Raw genomic sequence first — 16830 nt, 5'->3', positions numbered from 1 at the left:
TGTTGTTGGGGGGCGTGTGTTCCGGAGCGACATGGCCCGGCACATGGCCCGGCCTGTTATCTCATTGAAATGTTAAGGGATAATGCACCCCAGACGGATGATGCGAAGCCACGGAAGCGAAAGGTCGGAACCCAAAAGCTCATATCTCAATCTCGGCCGTTTCGCGGGCACTTGTCAATCCGCTATGGTGCTTGTCCGCCCGGATGCGCGGGGGTTCGATCAGGAAATGCGAAAGCTGTCGCCCAGGTAGACGCGGCGGACATTTTCGTTTTCGACCACCTCGTCGGGACTGCCCGACATCAGCACCTGGCCGTCGTGCAGGATATAGGCGCGGTCGACGATTTCCAGCGTCTCGCGGACGTTGTGATCGGTGATCAGCACCCCGATGCCGCGGGTCCTCAGGTCTGCGACAAGGCGGCGGATATCGCCGACCGAAATCGGGTCGACCCCGGCAAAGGGTTCGTCGAGCAGCAGGTATTTGGGGTTGGCGGCCAGGCAGCGGGCGATCTCGACCCGCCGGCGTTCGCCACCCGACAGGGCCAGAGCATGCACGCGGCGCAGATGCTCGATCGAGAATTCCGACAGCAGCTCCTCCAGCCGTTCGCGGCGCTTGTGGCGGTCGCGTTCGGAAATGTCGAGGATGGCCATGATGTTGTCCTCGACCGACAGGCCGCGAAAGATCGACATTTCCTGCGGCAGATAACCGATGCCGAGCCGCGCGCGCCGGTACATCGGAAGCAGCGTCACGTCACGCCCCTCGATCAGAACATGTCCGCCCTCTGGATAGATCAGCCCGGCGATGGCATAGAACGTGGTCGTCTTGCCCGACCCGTTGGGCCCGAGCAGCGCCACCACCTCGCCCTGCTCCATCTCCAGCGAGACATCGCGGATCACCACCCGCTTCTTGTAGCTCTTGCGCAGCGACTGCACGCTGAGCCCAGGGTTGTGATGTGCCAGGTGCAGGCGGGATTCAGCGGCGCTCATTGCTCCTCGCCCTGCTGGATCACGGTCTTGACCCGGCCCGACATGCGCGCGGTGCCTGCGCGGGTATCGACCGTCATCCTTTCCGCCGACAGCGCGTTGGCGCCCTGCAACAACAGCACGTCGCCCTGCATCTCGATCATGCCGGTGTCGATGTTGTAGTCGGCGCGCGCGGCCTCGGCCGCGTCGGGGCCGCTGACCAGCGTCACCCCGCCGCTGGCGCGCAGCCGGGCGATACCGCTCTTGTCATCCTTGTAGACCACCACGACGCGCGGTGCGGAAAGCCGCATCTCGCCCTGGCCGATGCGCACGTTGCCGGTAAAGACGGCGGTGCCGTCGGTCTGGTCGACGTCCAGGTTGTCGGCTGTCACCTCGACCGGCAGGCTGCCGTCCTGCTGCATGTTGCCAAAGGCGATCTGCGATCCCTGCGCCAGGGCGGGACCCGAGATGGTCAGAGCGACCAGGGCCGCGAATACTGTCAATCTGTCAAACACGTCGGTTTACTCTCCGGGCTCTTGGGGGCGGTATATCAGCTTGACGCCATTGCTGAAAACCAAATGTGGCCCATCGCTGTCGGGTGGGTTGGCCAGTACCATCCGCCCGGCGGTCAGATCGCCCGCCGGGGCCTGGCCGGCGACCGGGCCGGGGGATTCGGCATAAAGCCTGTCGAACCGCGCGATCAGGTGCTCTGACGTAAGCACATAGCCGGAACTGGTCATGATTCTGACATCCCCGGTCAGGGTGGTGCTGTTGTCGCTCTGGTCGATCTCGCCCGTAAGCGAGGAAAGGTCGATCTCGACGCCGGTGCTCAGCAACAGCTGCGACGTCACGTCGCGCGCCAGGATCAGCCTGGGGTTCTCAGCCGATGGGCGGGCGCGTTCGGTGTGCAGCGATATCTCATGACCCTCGGCGCTGACGCCGGCAAAGGTCGCCCTGGTCGCGCCCAGTGACTGCGCCCGTTCCTGCAGGTCGATGCCGGCCACCGGCAGGGTGTCTGTCGGGTCGAACCTGTCCGATATCATGAAGAGCGTCGACAGGATTCCCAGCGCTGCCAGCGGCAGCAGGATCTTCATCCAGGCCACGAACCGGGAATGAAGGTTGTCACGCCAGGCCATGATCAGTGGGCGAAGATGTCGATTTCGGGCCAGCCTTCGAGGTCGAGCCGGGCGCGCGTGGGCAGGAAATCGAAACAGGCCTGCGCCAGTTCGGTGCGGCCCTCGCGCGCAAGGCGCTCGTTCAGCACCTCGCGCAGCCGGTGAAGGTAAAGCACGTCCGAGGCGGCATAGTCGAGCTGTGCGATGCTCAGGTCCGGCGCGCCCCAGTCTGACGATTGCTGCTGTTTCGAGATGTCGACGCCCAGCAGTTCCTGCAGCAGGAATTTCAGCCCGTGCCGGTCGGTATAGGTGCGCACCATCTTGCTGGCGATCTTGGTGCAATAGACCGGCGCCGCCAGCGCGCCAAAGGCGTTATACATCGCCGCGATGTCGAAACGGCCAAAGTGAAACAGCTTCAGCACGTTGGGGTTTTCCAGCAGTGCGGCAAGGTTGGGCGCCTGGGTCTGGCCGCGGGCGATCTGGACGATATGCGCGTTGCCGTCGCCGCCCGACAGTTGCACCACGCACAGCCGGTCGCGGTGCGGGTTCAGCCCCATCGTTTCGCAGTCGATGGCCACGACCGGGCCAAGGTCAAGCCCGTCGGGCAGATCGTTCTGATAAAGGTGGTTCGTCATTCTCATTCCCTATATGTGGAGGGAATGGTGCCCAGGAGAGGACTCGAACCTCCACGTCCGTACGGACACTAGCACCTGAAGCTAGCGCGTCTACCAATTCCGCCACCTGGGCCGGTGTCGTGAGCCAGCCGTTTAGCGGCGGTCCACGGGGCTGTCAACGTCGATTTTGCCGCGCCGTCACAAAGGCGGTCACGGCTTGTCGAAACCCGCCCGGCAAGCTAGGAAGATGCACAAACGCGAAAGAGGACGGAGGCACGAACATGCCGGCAAGGAAACTCGTCACCATTTACGGGGGCTCCGGGTTCGTCGGACGTTATATCGCCCGCCGCATGGCCAAGGCCGGCTGGCGCGTGCGTGTGGCCGTGCGCCGCCCGAACGAGGCGATGCACGTCAGGCCCTATGGCGCCGTCGGCCAGGTCGAACCGGTCTTTTGCAACATCCGCGACGATGACAGCGTGCGCGCGGTGATGACGGGCGCGGATGCGGTGATCAACTGCGTCGGCACCTTCGCGCGGCGCGGCAAGAACAATTTCGACGCCATTCAGAACGAGGGCGCGGGCCGCATCGCCCGCATCGCCGCTGACGAAGGCGTTGCACGGCTGGTGCATATCTCGGCGATCGGCGCTGATGCGCAGGCGCGGTCGCTTTATGCCCGCAGCAAGGGAGAGGGCGAAGCCGCCGTGCTGGCCGCCTATCCGAATGCGGTGATCCTGCGCCCGTCAGTGATCTTCGGGCCCGAGGACGGATTTTTCAACCGCTTCGCCGGGATGACGCGGTTTGGGCCGATCCTGCCGTTGGTGGGCGCCTCGACCCGTTTTCAGCCGGTCTATGTCGATGACGTGGCGGCGGCCGCGCAGATGGGCGCCGATGGCAGTGCCGAGCCCGGCATATATGAGCTGGGCGGGCCGGACGTGAACACCCTGCGCGAGCTGATGCAGCAGATGCTGCAGGTGATCCAGCGCCGCCGCCTGATCATGAACATCCCGTTCTGGATCGCCGGCATCCTGGGCTGGGTGATGGAGGTCGTGCAGACCGTCAGCCTGGGCCTGATCCCGGCGGCGATCACCCGCGACCAGGCCAGAACCCTGCGCACGGACAACGTGGTTTCCGAGGGCGCCAAGGGCTTTGCCGATCTCGGCATCACGCCGGTATCGCTCGAATCGGTGCTGCCGGATTACCTGTGGCGGTTCCGTCCTGACGGGCAATACGCGGCGATCAAGGCATCGGCAGAAAACCTGCGCCACGGCTAAGGTTTTCGGTAGGCCGGGCTTCAGCCCGGCTTTCCCTTGTCAGCAACGGGTGCCCCTATCCATAGGCAATCGCCAGCAGCACCACGCCCAGGATCACGCGATAGATCACATAGGGCGTAAAGCTGACGCGCGAGATAAAGCGCATCATCAGCGACAGCGCCAGATAGGCGGCGGCAAACGCAAAGACCGAGGCGATGGCAGCCTCGGCCAGAAACGGGCCCAGCGCCTCGACCCGGGTCATGTCGACCGCCAGCACCGCGCCGGTGCACAGCGTGGTCGGGATCGACATCAGCATCGACAGCCGCGTCGCGTCGTGCCGCTCATATCCCAAGGCGCGCGCACCGGTGATCGAGGCGCCGGAACGTGACACCCCCGGTATCAGCGCCACCGCCTGCCACAGGCCCATCACCAGCGCCTGCCGCGCGGTCCATTGCGGCGCGGTCAGGGTCTGTGCCGCGCGCCGGTCGACAACCCACAGCAGGATGCCGAACAGGATCATCATCCAGCCGATGATCCGTATGTCGCGCAACGCGTCTTCGACCCCCAGCGCGATGATCACGATTCCGGCCAGGATTATGGGCAGGGTCGCGATGACCAGGTGCAAGGCCAGGCCGGCGGAGGGGTGTGAACGGTTGCCCCGCGCCAGCGCCACAAGCCCGGCGCAGGCACGCTGTGCGTCGGCACGAAAATAGAGAATCACCGCCAGGATCGAGCCGAGATGCACCGCCACATCGAGCGCGATATCGTTCGCAGCAGCCCCGTTGAACTTGTGCAGCAGCGCCAGGTGAGCCGAAGAGGAGATCGGCAGGAACTCGGTAATCCCCTGCACGATAGCCAGAACAAGTATCTCGAAATACGCCATCAAAGTCGCCCTGCCTGTATTCCCGGGCAGCTATAAAGCAATGCCATTTCAGGGCAAACGCGAATAAAAGGACCGAACCGGACATAAATTTAGGGAACATTTTGCTATCGGCATAGCGGTCGAGGGCGAAAACAATATATTAGGTCAGTAAATATGACTTTTCATTGATCCTGACCTGCTGTATTGAGCGCCGGTGCCTTAGCAGAGTCGGGAGGGTTCGCCGTGGCCAGGCAGCCGATGCTGAAATTCGTTACCATCGGGCGGGACATGCCTGAAAAACGGGCAGCCGATGCCCGCAACCATGATTTTCACGAAATCTATGCCGAATTCGCCCGGGACAAGGCGCGTGAGCAGGCATCGCGTTGCAGCCAGTGCGGCGTGCCCTATTGCCAAAGCCACTGTCCCCTGCACAACAACATCCCCGACTGGCTGCGCCTGACGGCCGAGGGGCGGGTGCGCGAAGCCTATGAGCTCAGCCAGCAGACCAACACCTTTCCCGAAATATGCGGCCGCATCTGCCCCCAGGACCGCCTGTGCGAGGGTAACTGCGTGATCGAACAGGCCGGCCACGGCACCGTCACCATCGGCGCGGTCGAAAAGTACCTGACCGACACCGCTTGGGACGAAGGCTGGGTCGAACCCATCGTGCCGGCGGCCGAACGGGCGGAATCGGTGGGCATCATCGGTGCCGGGCCCGGCGGGCTGGCGGCGGCGGACATGCTGCGCCGTGCCGGGGTAAAGGTGACGGTCTATGATCGCCACGACCGCGCCGGCGGGCTGATGACCTACGGCATTCCCGGCTTCAAGCTGGAAAAGGACGTGGTGCTGCGTCGTAACCGCCAGTTGGAAGAGGCCGGCGTCGAATTTCTGCTGAACTGCGATGTCGGCCGCGACATCGGGTTTGACGAGATGTGCGCGCGCCACGACGCGGTGCTGATTGCCACCGGCGTCTACAAAAGCCGCGAATTGCAGGCCCCCGGCGCCGGGGCGGCCGGTGTGGTACGCGCCATCGACTATCTTACCGCGTCGAACCGCAAGTGCTTTGGCGACGATGTGCCCGCCTATGACAGCGGCGAGCTGAACGCCGAGGGTAAGCGCGTTGTGGTGATCGGCGGCGGCGACACGGCGATGGACTGTGTGCGTACCGCCATCCGGCAAGGGGCGGTATCGGTCAAGTGCCTCTACCGCCGCGACCGTGACAACATGCCGGGCAGCCAGCGCGAGGTCACCAACGCCGAAGAGGAAGGCGTGGTTTTCGAATGGCTGAGCGCGCCCAAGGGCTTTGTCGGTGATCCGGTGCGCTTGGTCAAGGTGCAGCAGATGCGCCTTGGCCCGCCGGATGCCACCGGGCGGCGCAGCCCCGAACCGATCGAGGGAGCCGAGCGCGATGAACCCGCCGAGCTGGTGATCAAGGCGCTGGGGTTCGAGCCCGAAGACCTGCCCACACTGTGGGGTCAGGATGATCTGGCGGTCACCCGCTGGGGCACGATCCGGGCCGAATACACCACCGGGCGCACCGCGATGGACGGCGTCTACGCCGTGGGCGACATCGTGCGCGGCGCGTCTCTGGTCGTCTGGGCAATCCGCGACGGCCGCGACACCGCGGCGGCGATCCTGGAAGATTTCAACGCACGCCAGGCAGTGGCGGCGGAGTAACAACACCGCCTGTGGCGGGCACAACAGATACTGATTGGGCATATCCCCGACCCACCGGATTCAGGAAGGGCAAGGCGCGATGACGAAACTGGAACAAGACTGGGCGGTTGCCGAAGAAGCGCGCCGCAAATGGCTGGCCGAAAACGGCATGTACCGCGAAGAGGACGAGCATTCGTCCTGTGGCGTGGGGCTGGTGGTTTCCATCGACGGCGAACCGTCGCGCCGCGTGGTCGAGGCCGGTATCACCGCGCTCAAGGCGATCTGGCATCGCGGCGCCGTCGATGCCGATGGCAAGACCGGCGATGGCGCCGGTATCCACATCCAGATTCCGGTGCCGTTCTTTTATGACCAGGTTCGCCGCACCGGCCACGAGCCGCGCGCCAACGAGCTGATGGCGGTGGGGCAGGTGTTCCTGCCGCGCACCGATTTCGGCGCCCAGGAAACCTGCCGCACCATCGTCGAGTCCGAGGTGCTGCGCATGGGCCATTACATCTATGGCTGGCGGCATGTTCCGGTGGATGTCTCGGTGCTGGGGGAAAAGGCCAACGCCACCCGTCCCGAGATCGAACAGATCCTGATTTCCAACGCCCGCGGCATCCCCGAGGAAGAATTCGAACGTCAGCTTTACGTCGTGCGCCGCCGGATCGAAAAGGCGGTGCAGGCGGCCGGGATCAACGGCCTTTACATCGCCAGCCTGAGCTGCCGCAGCATCATCTACAAGGGCATGATGCTGGCCGAGCAGGTGGCGGAATTCTATCCCGATCTCAAGGACGAGCGTTTCAAGTCGGCCTTTGCGATCTATCATCAGCGCTATTCCACCAACACTTTCCCTCAGTGGTGGCTGGCGCAGCCGTTCCGCATGTTGGCTCATAATGGCGAGATCAACACGCTCAAGGGCAACATCAACTGGATGAAAAGCCACGAGATTCGCATGGCCAGCGCGTCCTTTGGCGACCATGCCGAAGATATCAAGCCGATCATCGCGGGCGGGTCGTCGGACAGCGCCGCGCTTGACGCGGTGTTCGAGGTATTGGTGCGCGCCGGCCGGACCGCACCGATGGCCAAGACAATGCTGGTGCCCGAAAGCTGGTCCAAGCAGGCCCAGGAAATGCCGCAGGCCTGGCGCGACATGTATTCCTATTGCAACTCGGTGATGGAGCCGTGGGACGGCCCCGCCGCGCTGGCAATGACCGATGGCCGCTGGGTCTGTGCGGGGCTGGATCGGAATGGGCTGCGGCCGATGCGCTATGTGGTCACCGGCGACGGGCTGGTGATCGCTGGGTCGGAAAGCGGGATGGTGCCCGTCGACGAATCCAACTTGCGCGAAAAGGGCGCGCTGGGCCCGGGCCAGATGCTGGCCGTCGATATAGGCGAGGGGCGGCTTTATCACGATACCGAGATCAAGAACCGTCTGGCCGAGGCGCAGCCATTCGGCGAATGGGTCAGCAAGATTCACGATCTGGATGAAATGCTGACCGGCACGCCCGAACATGCGCTGTTTTCGGGCAGCGAGCTGCGCCGCCGCCAGGCCGCTGCCGGCTATACCATCGAAGAACTGGAGCAGATCCTCGCGCCGATGGCCGAGGACGGCAAGGAAACCATCGCCTCGATGGGTGACGACACGCCCAGCGCGGTGTTGTCCAAGCACTATCGCCCGCTGTCGCACTTCTTCCGCCAGAACTTCAGCCAGGTTACCAACCCACCCATCGACAGCCTGCGCGAATACCGGGTGATGAGCCTCAAGACCCGGTTTGGCAACCTCAAGAACGTGCTCGACGAATCCAGCGCCCAGACCGAAATCGTCGTGCTGGAAAGCCCGTTCGTCGCCAATGCCGAGTGGGATGTGCTGATGGCCGAGCTCGAAGGCGAAGTGACCGAGATCGACTGCACCTTTGCCCCCGGTCCGGGCGCGTTGCGCGAGGGACTGGCCCGTATCCGGGCCGAGGCCGAGGATGCCGTGCGGTCCGGTTCGGGCCATATCGTGCTGAGCGACACCGCGCTGGGCGAAGAGCGTATCGGCATGCCGATGATCCTGGCCACCTCGGCAGTGCATTCGCACCTGACCCGTATGGGGCTGCGCACCTTCTGCAGCCTCAACGTGCGCTCGGCCGAATGTATCGACCCGCATTATTTCGCGGTGCTGATCGGCGCCGGTGCGACCGTGGTCAACCCCTACCTGGCCCAGGACAGCATCGCCGACCGGATCGAGCGGGGCCTGTTGCCCGGCACCCAGACAGAGAACGTCGCGCGTTACCGTCAGGCAATCGACCAGGGCCTGCTGAAGATCATGTCCAAGATGGGCATCTCGGTCATCTCGTCCTATCGCGGCGGCCTGAATTTCGAGGCGGTCGGCCTGTCGCGCGCCATGTGCGCCGAATATTTCCCCGGTCTGACCAGCCGGATTTCCGGCATTGGTGTCAGCGGCATCCAGGCCAAGCTGGAAGAGGTCCACACCCAGGCGTTTCGCGGCGGGCGGGACATCCTGCCCATCGGAGGATTCTACAAGGCGCGCAAGTCGGGCGAAACCCACGCCTGGGGCGCGCAAGGCATGCACATGCTGCAGACCGCCTGCGACAGGGCCAGTTACGAGCTGTGGAAGCGTTACAGCCAGGCGATGCAGGCCAACCCGCCCATCCACCTGCGCGACCTGCTGGCGATCAAGCCGCTGGGCACGGCGGTGCCGCTGGAAGAGGTCGAAAGCGTCACCGCGATCCGCAAGCGCTTTGTCACTCCGGGCATGAGCCTGGGCGCGCTGTCGCCCGAGGCGCACAAGACGCTGAACGTAGCGATGAACCGGATCGGCGCGCGCTCTGATTCCGGCGAGGGCGGCGAAGACCCGGCGCATTTCGTGCCCGAACCCAACGGCGACAACCCCTCTGCCAAGATCAAGCAGGTGGCGAGCGGCCGGTTCGGCGTGACGGCGGAATACCTTAACCAGTGCGAGGAGCTGGAAATCAAGGTGGCCCAGGGCGCCAAGCCCGGCGAAGGCGGGCAGTTGCCGGGGATGAAGGTCACCGGCCTGATCGCGCGCCTGCGGCATTCGACGCCGGGGGTGACGCTGATTTCACCGCCGCCGCACCACGACATCTATTCGATCGAGGACCTGGCGCAGCTGATCTACGACCTCAAGCAGATCAACCCGACCGTCAAGGTCTGCGTCAAGCTGGTGGCACAGTCGGGTGTTGGCACCATCGCCGCCGGTGTGGCCAAGGCAAAGGCCGACGTGATCCTGATTTCGGGGCACAATGGCGGCACCGGGGCCTCGCCCGCAACTTCGATCAAGTATGCCGGCCTGCCGTGGGAAATGGGGCTGACCGAGGCCCACCAGGTTCTGGCGATGAACAAGCTGCGCGAGCGCGTGACGCTCAGGACCGATGGCGGCCTGCGTACCGGGCGCGACATCGTCATGGCGGCGATGATGGGGGCCGAGGAATACGGCATCGGCACCGCTGCGCTGATTTCCATGGGCTGCATCATGGTGCGCCAGTGCCAGTCGAACACCTGCCCCGTCGGTGTGTGTACCCAGGACGAGGACCTGCGCGCCAAGTTCACCGGCACCGCTGACAAGGTGGTGAACCTGATCACCTTCTACGCCAAGGAGGTGCGCGAATTGCTGGCCTCTATCGGGGCGCGATCGCTGGACGAGGTGATCGGGCGGGCCGACCTGCTGACCCAGGTCAGCCGCGGGTCGGCGCATCTGGACGATCTCGACCTTAACCCGCTGCTGATCACGGTGAACGGGGCGCAGCAGATCCGCTATGACAGGACCAAGCCGCGCAACGAGGTGCCCGACACGCTGGATGCCGAGATCGTGCGCGATGCGCAGCGGTTCCTGCAGGACGGTGAAAAGATGCAGCTGCACTATACCGTGCAGAACACCGACCGCACCGTCGGCACGCGGCTTTCCAGCCATATCGTGCGCAACTTCGGCATGCGTAACACGCTGCAACCCGATCACCTGACGATCAAGCTGAACGGCAGCGCCGGTCAGTCCCTGGGCGCCTTTGCCGCGCCGGGGCTGAAGATCGAAGTATCGGGCGACGCCAACGATTATGTCGGCAAGGGGCTTAGCGGCGGCACCATCGTGGTGCGCCCGCCGCAGATGAGCCCGCTGGTGGCGGCCGAGAATACCATCATCGGTAATACTGTGCTGTATGGCGCGACCGATGGATACCTGTTCGCGGCTGGCCGCGCGGGCGAACGTTTTGCCGTGCGCAATTCCGGCGCGAAGGTGGTGATCGAGGGGTGCGGCTCGAACGGCTGCGAATACATGACCGGCGGTGTCGCCGTGATCCTGGGGTCCATCGGCGCAAACTTCGCTGCCGGCATGACCGGGGGCATGGCCTATCTCTATGACCCGGAGGGCGTGTCACAGGCTCTGATCAACCCGGAATCGGTGGTCGTCTTCACCGTGCAAGAAGACCACTGGCTGAAAGAGTTGCGATCTCTGATCGAACGTCATGCCGCCGAAACAGGCAGCCGCCGGGCGCAGGAGATCCTGCAATACTGGGACCAGGAAAAGCGCAACTTCCTGCAGATCTGCCCGCGCGAGATGCTGAACAAGCTGGAGCACCCGCTGGGCATCGAGGATGAGGCGATTCCGGCGGAATAGAGCCTGTTTGGAACCGGGAAAAGCCGCGCATCGCCGCCGCGTGGGGGCGCGTCGGCGATGCGCGGCGGCCTTCGGCCTTGAGCCCGCGCGGGCAATGAGAAGGAGCGCCCGGATAGATGGCCTTGCGCGGCGCCGGGCAGCGCATGACCGCCGCCATTGGCAAACGGAGCGGTTTGTCTGTAGCCTCCCGACAGCACGGAGGCTAACTGATGGATCTGGTCGTTTCGTTCGTCAACATAGTGTTGGTCAACGTCCTGGCATGGATTACTCCGGGACCGAACATGTTCGCCGTTATCGCGGTATCGCTGCAATACGGGCGAAGGCATGGAATATCGACAGGTCTGGGATTGGCCTGTGGCGCATTTGTCTGGGCCACATTTGCGATACTGGGGGTGGCTATCCTTTTCCAGTTGTTTCCAAGAGCCGTCCTGACGCTAAAGCTGGCAGGTGCGGGGTACCTGATCTGGCTCGGGTTGAAATCCCTGAAAGGTGGTATTGATCAAAGCGGTGGCCTGAACTTCAAGCCGACGCAGGTACATCGACTTAGGAAGTCATTTTTTACCGGGCTCACTGTAAGCATGACTAACCCGAAAGCAGCCCTGTTCTTTGGTTCGGTGATGACGGCGTTCATTCCCGCTACGGCGCCTGGTTGGTATTTGGGCCTCATCGTGGTCTTGTGCGGCCTGTTGGCCGTGGCATTTCACTCGATAACCGCAACGCTCTTTTCGACGCGGATGGCGATCAACCTGTTTGAACGATTTAGAAGCTTGATATCATTGGTGTTCGGTGCTGTGTTCATTTCGTTCGGCGGTTCAATTGTCTATGCCGTATTGCGCAGATCGTAAGGGTGAAAGAAGCGCAGGGTAACCGGCGGTCATGACTGGTATCCTGATTGCTGGCGTCGGGGCGAGGCCAGCCGCCGGAATCGACACCAGACCAGCTCAAATGCGCCAGCCACCGTTCTCAGCCCGCCCCGTGGCGCGGACCCGCCGCTATTGAAACGGGACCGCGCGCGCGGTAGCGGAGAACATGGCAAAGCGAAAAACCGCAAGAAAGGGGCGCAGGTCGCGCAAACCGCGCCGGTTGCACCCGCTGCGCTGGATCTGGCGCTGGTCCAGCAGGGCGGTGCTGGCGCTGGTCGTGGTGGCAGTTCTTGCGATCATCGCGCATCGCGTGGTGAATCCGCCCCGGACATTCTACATGCGGCAGGAGACATCGCGTCTGGGCAGTATCGAACATGTCTGGGTACCGATGAGCGGCATCGCCCCGGTGATGGCGCGGTCGGTCGTGGCGGCGGAAGATGCCAATTTCTGTGCCCATTGGGGGTTTGATATGGCCGCGATCCGCACTGCGATTGCCGAGGGCGCGGGGCGCGGGGCCTCGACCATCACCCAGCAGACGGTCAAGAACGTCTATCTCTGGCATGGCCGCAGCTGGATCAGAAAGGCGCTGGAGGCGTTGATCACGCCGCTGGTCGAAACCGTCTGGCCCAAGCGGCGCATCCTTGAGGTCTATCTGAACGTGGCCGAGTTTGACGAAGGTGTCTTCGGGGTCGAGGCGGCGGCCTGGCACTATTTTCGCGTGACCCCCGATGCGCTGACCGCCGAACAGGCGGCGCGGCTGGCGGCGGTGCTGCCCAACCCCAAGGAACGCTCGGCCGCGCGCCCCGGGCCGAGACTGGCCCGGCGGGCGGCGATGATCCGCGACGGGGCAGCCACCATCCGCCGCGACGGGCGCGCTGCCTGTTTCGAGGATTGAACTGTCGCGCCTTTCAAGGCAATGAGGGGTGGCCCCCGGAACATCTGAAAGAATTGGGTCATGGCCAAGCTCTATCACGTCCCGCTTTCGCCCTACTGCCGCAAGGTCCGGCTGTGCCTGGCCGAAAAGCGCATCGAATGCGAACTGGTCGAGGAACGCTATTGGGAAAAGGCGCCGGATTTCCTGCGCCGCAATCCCGCCGGCAAGGTTCCCGTGCTCAAGCTCGAGGACAAGTTTCTGACCGAAAGCACGCCGATCTGCGAATATATCGAGGAAAAGTTCCCCGAACCGCCGTTGATGCCCCGCGCGGCAGATGCGCGGTATGAGGTGCGCCGCCTGGTGGCGTGGTTCGACGACAAGTTCCATTCCGAGGTGACGGCGAACCTGCTGTATGAGCGGGTGAACAAGAAGATGATGAAGCAGGGCTTTCCCGATAGCGGCAAGATCAAGGCTGGGGCGCGGGCGATCAAGTTCCACCTCGATTACATGGCCTGGCTGTTGGACCGGCGGCGCTGGCTGGCGGGTGATGTGATGACGCTGGCAGATTTCGCCGCCGCCGCGCATCTCAGTTCGCTGGATTACATCAGCGACGTGGACTGGAACCGGTCGGAGACGGTCAAGGACTGGTACGCCAAGATCAAGTCGCGCCCGGCCTTTCGCAGCATTCTGGCCGACCAGGTGTCGGGCTTTCCGCCGCCGGCGCATTATGCCGACCTGGATTTCTGAACTCGGCTGCCGGCCCGGGGCGCTGCCCCCGCCGCCGCTGGCGCGGCGCCTCCCCCGAGGTATTTTCGGCCAGATGAAGCATGGATGAGCTGAAACAACGCTTGGTGGCGCGTGCCATCGAAGAGGGCTTTGACGAGGCGCGCATTTGCCGGCCCCGGGACGTGGGGCACGTTCCCGAGCGGCTGGAGGAATTCCTGGCGCTGGGGCGGCACGGGCAGATGGGATGGTTGGCCGAACGCACGCATTGGCGCGGAAACCCGGCGGCGCTGTGGCCCGAGGCGCGTTCGGTGATCATGCTGGCCGAGAGTTATACGCCGGAGCATGACCCGACAGAGACCCACGCGCGGCGCGACCGGGGGACGATTTCGGTCTATGCGAGGGGTCGCGACTATCACGACGTGATGAAGAAGCGGCTCAAACGGCTGGCGCGCTGGCTGATCGCCGAGGCGGGGGGCGACCCGGCGGCGCAGGTGAAGGTGTTTGTCGATACCGCCCCGGTGCCGGAAAAACCGCTGGGGCAGGCGGCGGGGCTGGGCTGGCAGGGCAAGCACACCAACCTGCTGAGCCGAAGGCTGGGAAGCTGGTTCTTTCTGGGGTCGATTTTTACCACGCTGGAGATGGAAACCGACACGCCCGAGAGTGACCATTGCGGTGCTTGTCGCGCCTGCCTGGATGCCTGCCCCACTGGGGCCTTTCCGGCGCCGGGGCAACTGGATGCGCGGCGCTGCATCTCTTACCTGACGATCGAGCACAAGGGCCCGGTGGATGAGGCACTGCGCCCATTGCTGGGCAACCGTATATATGGCTGCGACGATTGCCTGGCCGCCTGCCCCTGGAACAAGTTCGCCCAGGCCGCGCGGGAGGTAAAGTATCACGCCCGCGACGACCTGCTGGCGCCGCGGCTGGCCGAATTGGCGGCGTTCGACGACGCCGGGTTCCGGGCGTTCTTTTCCGGCTCGCCGATCAAGCGGATCGGGCGCGACCGGTTCGTGCGCAACGTTCTGTATGCGATCGGCAATTCCGGCGATCAGGCGCTGGTGGCGGCAGCGCGGGCGCTGTTGGACGATCCCGACCCGACCGTGGCCGATGCCGCGGCCTGGGCACTGAATCGACTGCAGGATGACGCAAACAGGCAGGCAGGGGGCTGACAGCGGGCGTATCCCGGCCGGGGCAGGACAAGGAGAGCGCGGAAATGGCACTGATGCTGGGCGTCGACACTGGCGGAACCTATACCGACGCGGTGCTGATCCGCGACGAGCGCGAGGTGGTGGCGAGCGCAAAGGCGCTGACCACCCGGCACGACCTGGCGCAGGGGATCGGCGCGGCGGTCGAAGCGGTGATTGCCCAGGGCGCGGTGGCGCCGGGCGATATCGGGATCGCGGCGCTGTCGACGACACTGGCCACCAACGCGCTGGTCGAGGGGCAGGGCGGGCGCGTAGGGCTGATTGCCATCGGGTTCGCCGAGGATGAGCTTGACCGCCACGGCCTGCGCGAGGCGCTGGCGGGCGACCCCGAACTGGTGCTGGCGGGCGGGCACAACCATGCCGGGGCCGAGGCTGCGCCGTTCGACTGCGCGGCGCTGGAGCAATGGCTGCGCACCGATCACGGGGTTTCGGCCTATGCGGTGGCAGGGCGCTTTGCCACCCGAAACCCCGCGCATGAAAACGCCGCGGCCGAGATGATTAGCACCATCACCGGGCGGCCGGTGTCCTGTTCACATCACCTGTCGGCGCGGCTGGGGGCGCCGCGGCGGGCGCTGACGGCGGTGCTGAACGCGCGGCTGATCGGGATGATCGCGCGGCTGATCGCCAAGGCCGAGGGCAAGCTGACGGCGCTGGGCGTCAAGGCGCCGCTGATGGTGGTGCGTGGCGACGGGGCGCTGATTTCGTCCGGGCAGGCGATGGAGCGGCCGATAGAGACCATTCTTAGCGGTCCGGCGGCCAGCATCGTGGGGGCGCGGTGGCTGACCGGGGCCGAGGATGCGCTGGTGTCGGATATCGGTGGTACCACCACCGACGTGGCGCTCTTGCGCGGTGGACGCCCCGCGATCGACCCGGAGGGCGCCAAGGTCGGCCCCTGGCGGACCATGGTCGAGGCGGTGGCGATGCGCACCTCTGGCCTGGGCGGCGACAGCGAGGTGCAGGTTATCGAAGAGGGGCTTTCGGGTGGTGTCACGCTGGGCCCGCGCCGGGTGGTGCCGGTCAGCCTGATCGCGCTGGAGGACCCCGAGGGCGTGCGCCGGGTGCTGGAGGAACAGTTGCGCCGCGATACCCCGCACGAAACCGACGGGCGTTTCCTGCGCGCGGTGCCGGGTGACGATACGGGCGGCGATACTGGCGGGTTGCAGCCGCGCGATGCCGCGCTGCTGGAACGGCTGGAAGGCGGTGTGCGTCCGCTGTTCGGGGCGCTGAGGACGCGGGCCGAGACGGGCGCGTTGAAACGGCTGGTGGCGCGGGGGCTGGTGCAGGTGGCCGGCGTCACGCCGTCGGATGCCAGCCATGTTCTGGGCGGGCTGACAGCTTGGGATGGCGAGGCGGCGCAAATGGCGCTGGCGCTGATGGCCCGGCGGCGCACCGGCGCGGGCACGCGGCTGGCAGAGAGCCCCGAGGCGCTGGCGCGGATGATCGTTGACCAGCTGATGCATCAGACTGTGTTAGCCTTGTTAGAGACTGCTTTTGCCGAGGAAGAGACCGATTTCGGCCTGTCGCCCGATGCGCTGGCGCGGCACGCGCTGATGCAGCAGGGGCTGGGGCGGTATCGCGGGCTGGTGCGGCTGGATGCCGGGCTGGACGTGGCGGTAGTAGGGCTAGGTGCCTCGGCGCCCAGCTATTACCCGGCAGTGGGCGAGCGGCTGGGATGTGAAATGATCCTGCCCGAACATGCCGGGGTCGCCAATGCCATCGGCGCGGTGGTGGGGCGGGTCACGATCCGCAAGAGCGGCACCGTGACCGTGCCGGCCGAGGGGCGTTATCGTGTGCATCTGGAAACCGGGCCGCTGGACTTTGCCGATCCGCAGGAGGCGATGACCGCGCTTGAGGCCGCGCTGGAGGCAGAGGCGCGCGCCGATGCCGAACGCGCGGGTGCGGCGGACATCAACATGCGGGCCGAGCGCGACCTCAAGACGGCGCAGGCAGAGGCGCGCGAGGTGTTTCTGGAGGCCACCATCACCGTCGAAGCCAGCGGGCGGCCGAGGATCGCCGCGTAGGGGCACGCCCCGCATTGCGGATTTCATCCCCCGTACAGACGGGCTATTCGG

13 protein-coding genes and 1 tRNA gene are annotated in these 16830 nt (G+C 65.0%); 8 read left to right on the top strand and 6 right to left on the bottom strand.

What is annotated here, in order from left to right:
- Window positions 1-219: 219 nt before the first annotated feature.
- The 5 genes from lptB to DL899_RS05635 form a co-directional block, all read right to left on the bottom strand.
- Entirely contained in the window at window positions 220-984 is a 765-nt protein-coding gene (lptB, locus tag DL899_RS05655; RefSeq protein ID WP_111733009.1) for an LPS export ABC transporter ATP-binding protein, read from the bottom strand.
- Entirely contained in the window at window positions 981-1475 is a 495-nt protein-coding gene (locus DL899_RS05650) for an LptA/OstA family protein (RefSeq protein WP_239494621.1), read from the bottom strand. The genes lptB and DL899_RS05650 overlap by 4 nt, the downstream gene beginning before the upstream one ends.
- Window positions 1476-1481: 6 nt before the next feature.
- Window positions 1482-2096 (bottom strand): LPS export ABC transporter periplasmic protein LptC, encoded by a 615-nt coding sequence (gene lptC, locus DL899_RS05645; protein ID WP_111733008.1) that lies wholly within the window; start codon window positions 2094-2096, stop codon window positions 1482-1484.
- Window positions 2097-2098: 2 nt separating this feature from the next.
- Window positions 2099-2710, bottom strand: a complete 612-nt coding sequence (locus tag DL899_RS05640) for a ribonuclease D (RefSeq protein ID WP_111733007.1) — start codon at window positions 2708-2710, stop codon at window positions 2099-2101.
- A 25-nt stretch (window positions 2711-2735) separates the two neighbouring features.
- A tRNA-Leu gene (locus DL899_RS05635) sits at window positions 2736-2822 on the bottom strand.
- Between the two features lie 148 nt (window positions 2823-2970).
- Between DL899_RS05635 and DL899_RS05630 the strand changes: the two genes are divergently transcribed.
- Entirely contained in the window at window positions 2971-3960 is a 990-nt protein-coding gene (locus DL899_RS05630; RefSeq protein ID WP_111733006.1) for a complex I NDUFA9 subunit family protein, read from the top strand.
- A gap of 55 nt (window positions 3961-4015) precedes the next feature.
- On the opposite strand, the gene DL899_RS05625 is transcribed toward DL899_RS05630, so the two are convergent.
- Window positions 4016-4822 carry an undecaprenyl-diphosphate phosphatase gene (locus tag DL899_RS05625; protein WP_111733005.1) on the bottom strand — a complete coding sequence of 269 codons (807 nt, stop codon included), beginning with the start codon at window positions 4820-4822 and terminating at the stop codon, window positions 4016-4018.
- A 222-nt stretch (window positions 4823-5044) separates the two neighbouring features.
- Here DL899_RS05625 and DL899_RS05620 point away from each other — a divergent pair, with 222 nt between their 5' ends.
- The 7 genes from DL899_RS05620 (at window position 5045) to DL899_RS05590 (ending at window position 16779) form a co-directional block, all read left to right on the top strand.
- Window positions 5045-6478: an NAD(P)-dependent oxidoreductase gene (locus DL899_RS05620; RefSeq protein WP_204355256.1), complete on the top strand. Its 1434-nt coding sequence runs from the start codon at window positions 5045-5047 to the stop codon at window positions 6476-6478.
- Window positions 6479-6557: 79 nt separating this feature from the next.
- On the top strand, window positions 6558-11090 hold the full coding sequence (gene gltB, locus DL899_RS05615; RefSeq protein ID WP_111733003.1) for a glutamate synthase large subunit: 4533 nt from the start codon (window positions 6558-6560) through the stop codon (window positions 11088-11090).
- Window positions 11091-11299: 209 nt separating this feature from the next.
- Window positions 11300-11935 carry a LysE family translocator gene (locus DL899_RS05610; RefSeq protein ID WP_111733002.1) on the top strand — a complete coding sequence of 212 codons (636 nt, stop codon included), beginning with the start codon at window positions 11300-11302 and terminating at the stop codon, window positions 11933-11935.
- Window positions 11936-12119: 184 nt separating this feature from the next.
- On the top strand, window positions 12120-12848 hold the full coding sequence (gene mtgA, locus DL899_RS05605; protein WP_111733001.1) for a monofunctional biosynthetic peptidoglycan transglycosylase: 729 nt from the start codon (window positions 12120-12122) through the stop codon (window positions 12846-12848).
- 60 nt (window positions 12849-12908) lie between these two features.
- Window positions 12909-13574, top strand: a complete 666-nt coding sequence (gene fzlA, locus DL899_RS05600; RefSeq protein WP_111733000.1) for an FtsZ-binding protein FzlA — start codon at window positions 12909-12911, stop codon at window positions 13572-13574.
- A gap of 80 nt (window positions 13575-13654) precedes the next feature.
- Window positions 13655-14722, top strand: a complete 1068-nt coding sequence (gene queG, locus DL899_RS05595) for a tRNA epoxyqueuosine(34) reductase QueG (RefSeq protein WP_111732999.1) — start codon at window positions 13655-13657, stop codon at window positions 14720-14722.
- A gap of 44 nt (window positions 14723-14766) precedes the next feature.
- A complete protein-coding gene (locus DL899_RS05590) occupies window positions 14767-16779 on the top strand; it encodes a hydantoinase/oxoprolinase family protein (protein ID WP_111732998.1) in 2013 nt (670 codons plus the stop codon).
- The last annotated feature ends 51 nt before the right edge of the window (window positions 16780-16830 follow it).

It is taken from the genome of Roseovarius amoyensis, assembly GCF_003260265.1.
GTDB lineage: Bacteria > Pseudomonadota > Alphaproteobacteria > Rhodobacterales > Rhodobacteraceae > Roseovarius > Roseovarius amoyensis.
This window is presented reverse-complemented; position numbering and strand designations above follow the sequence as displayed.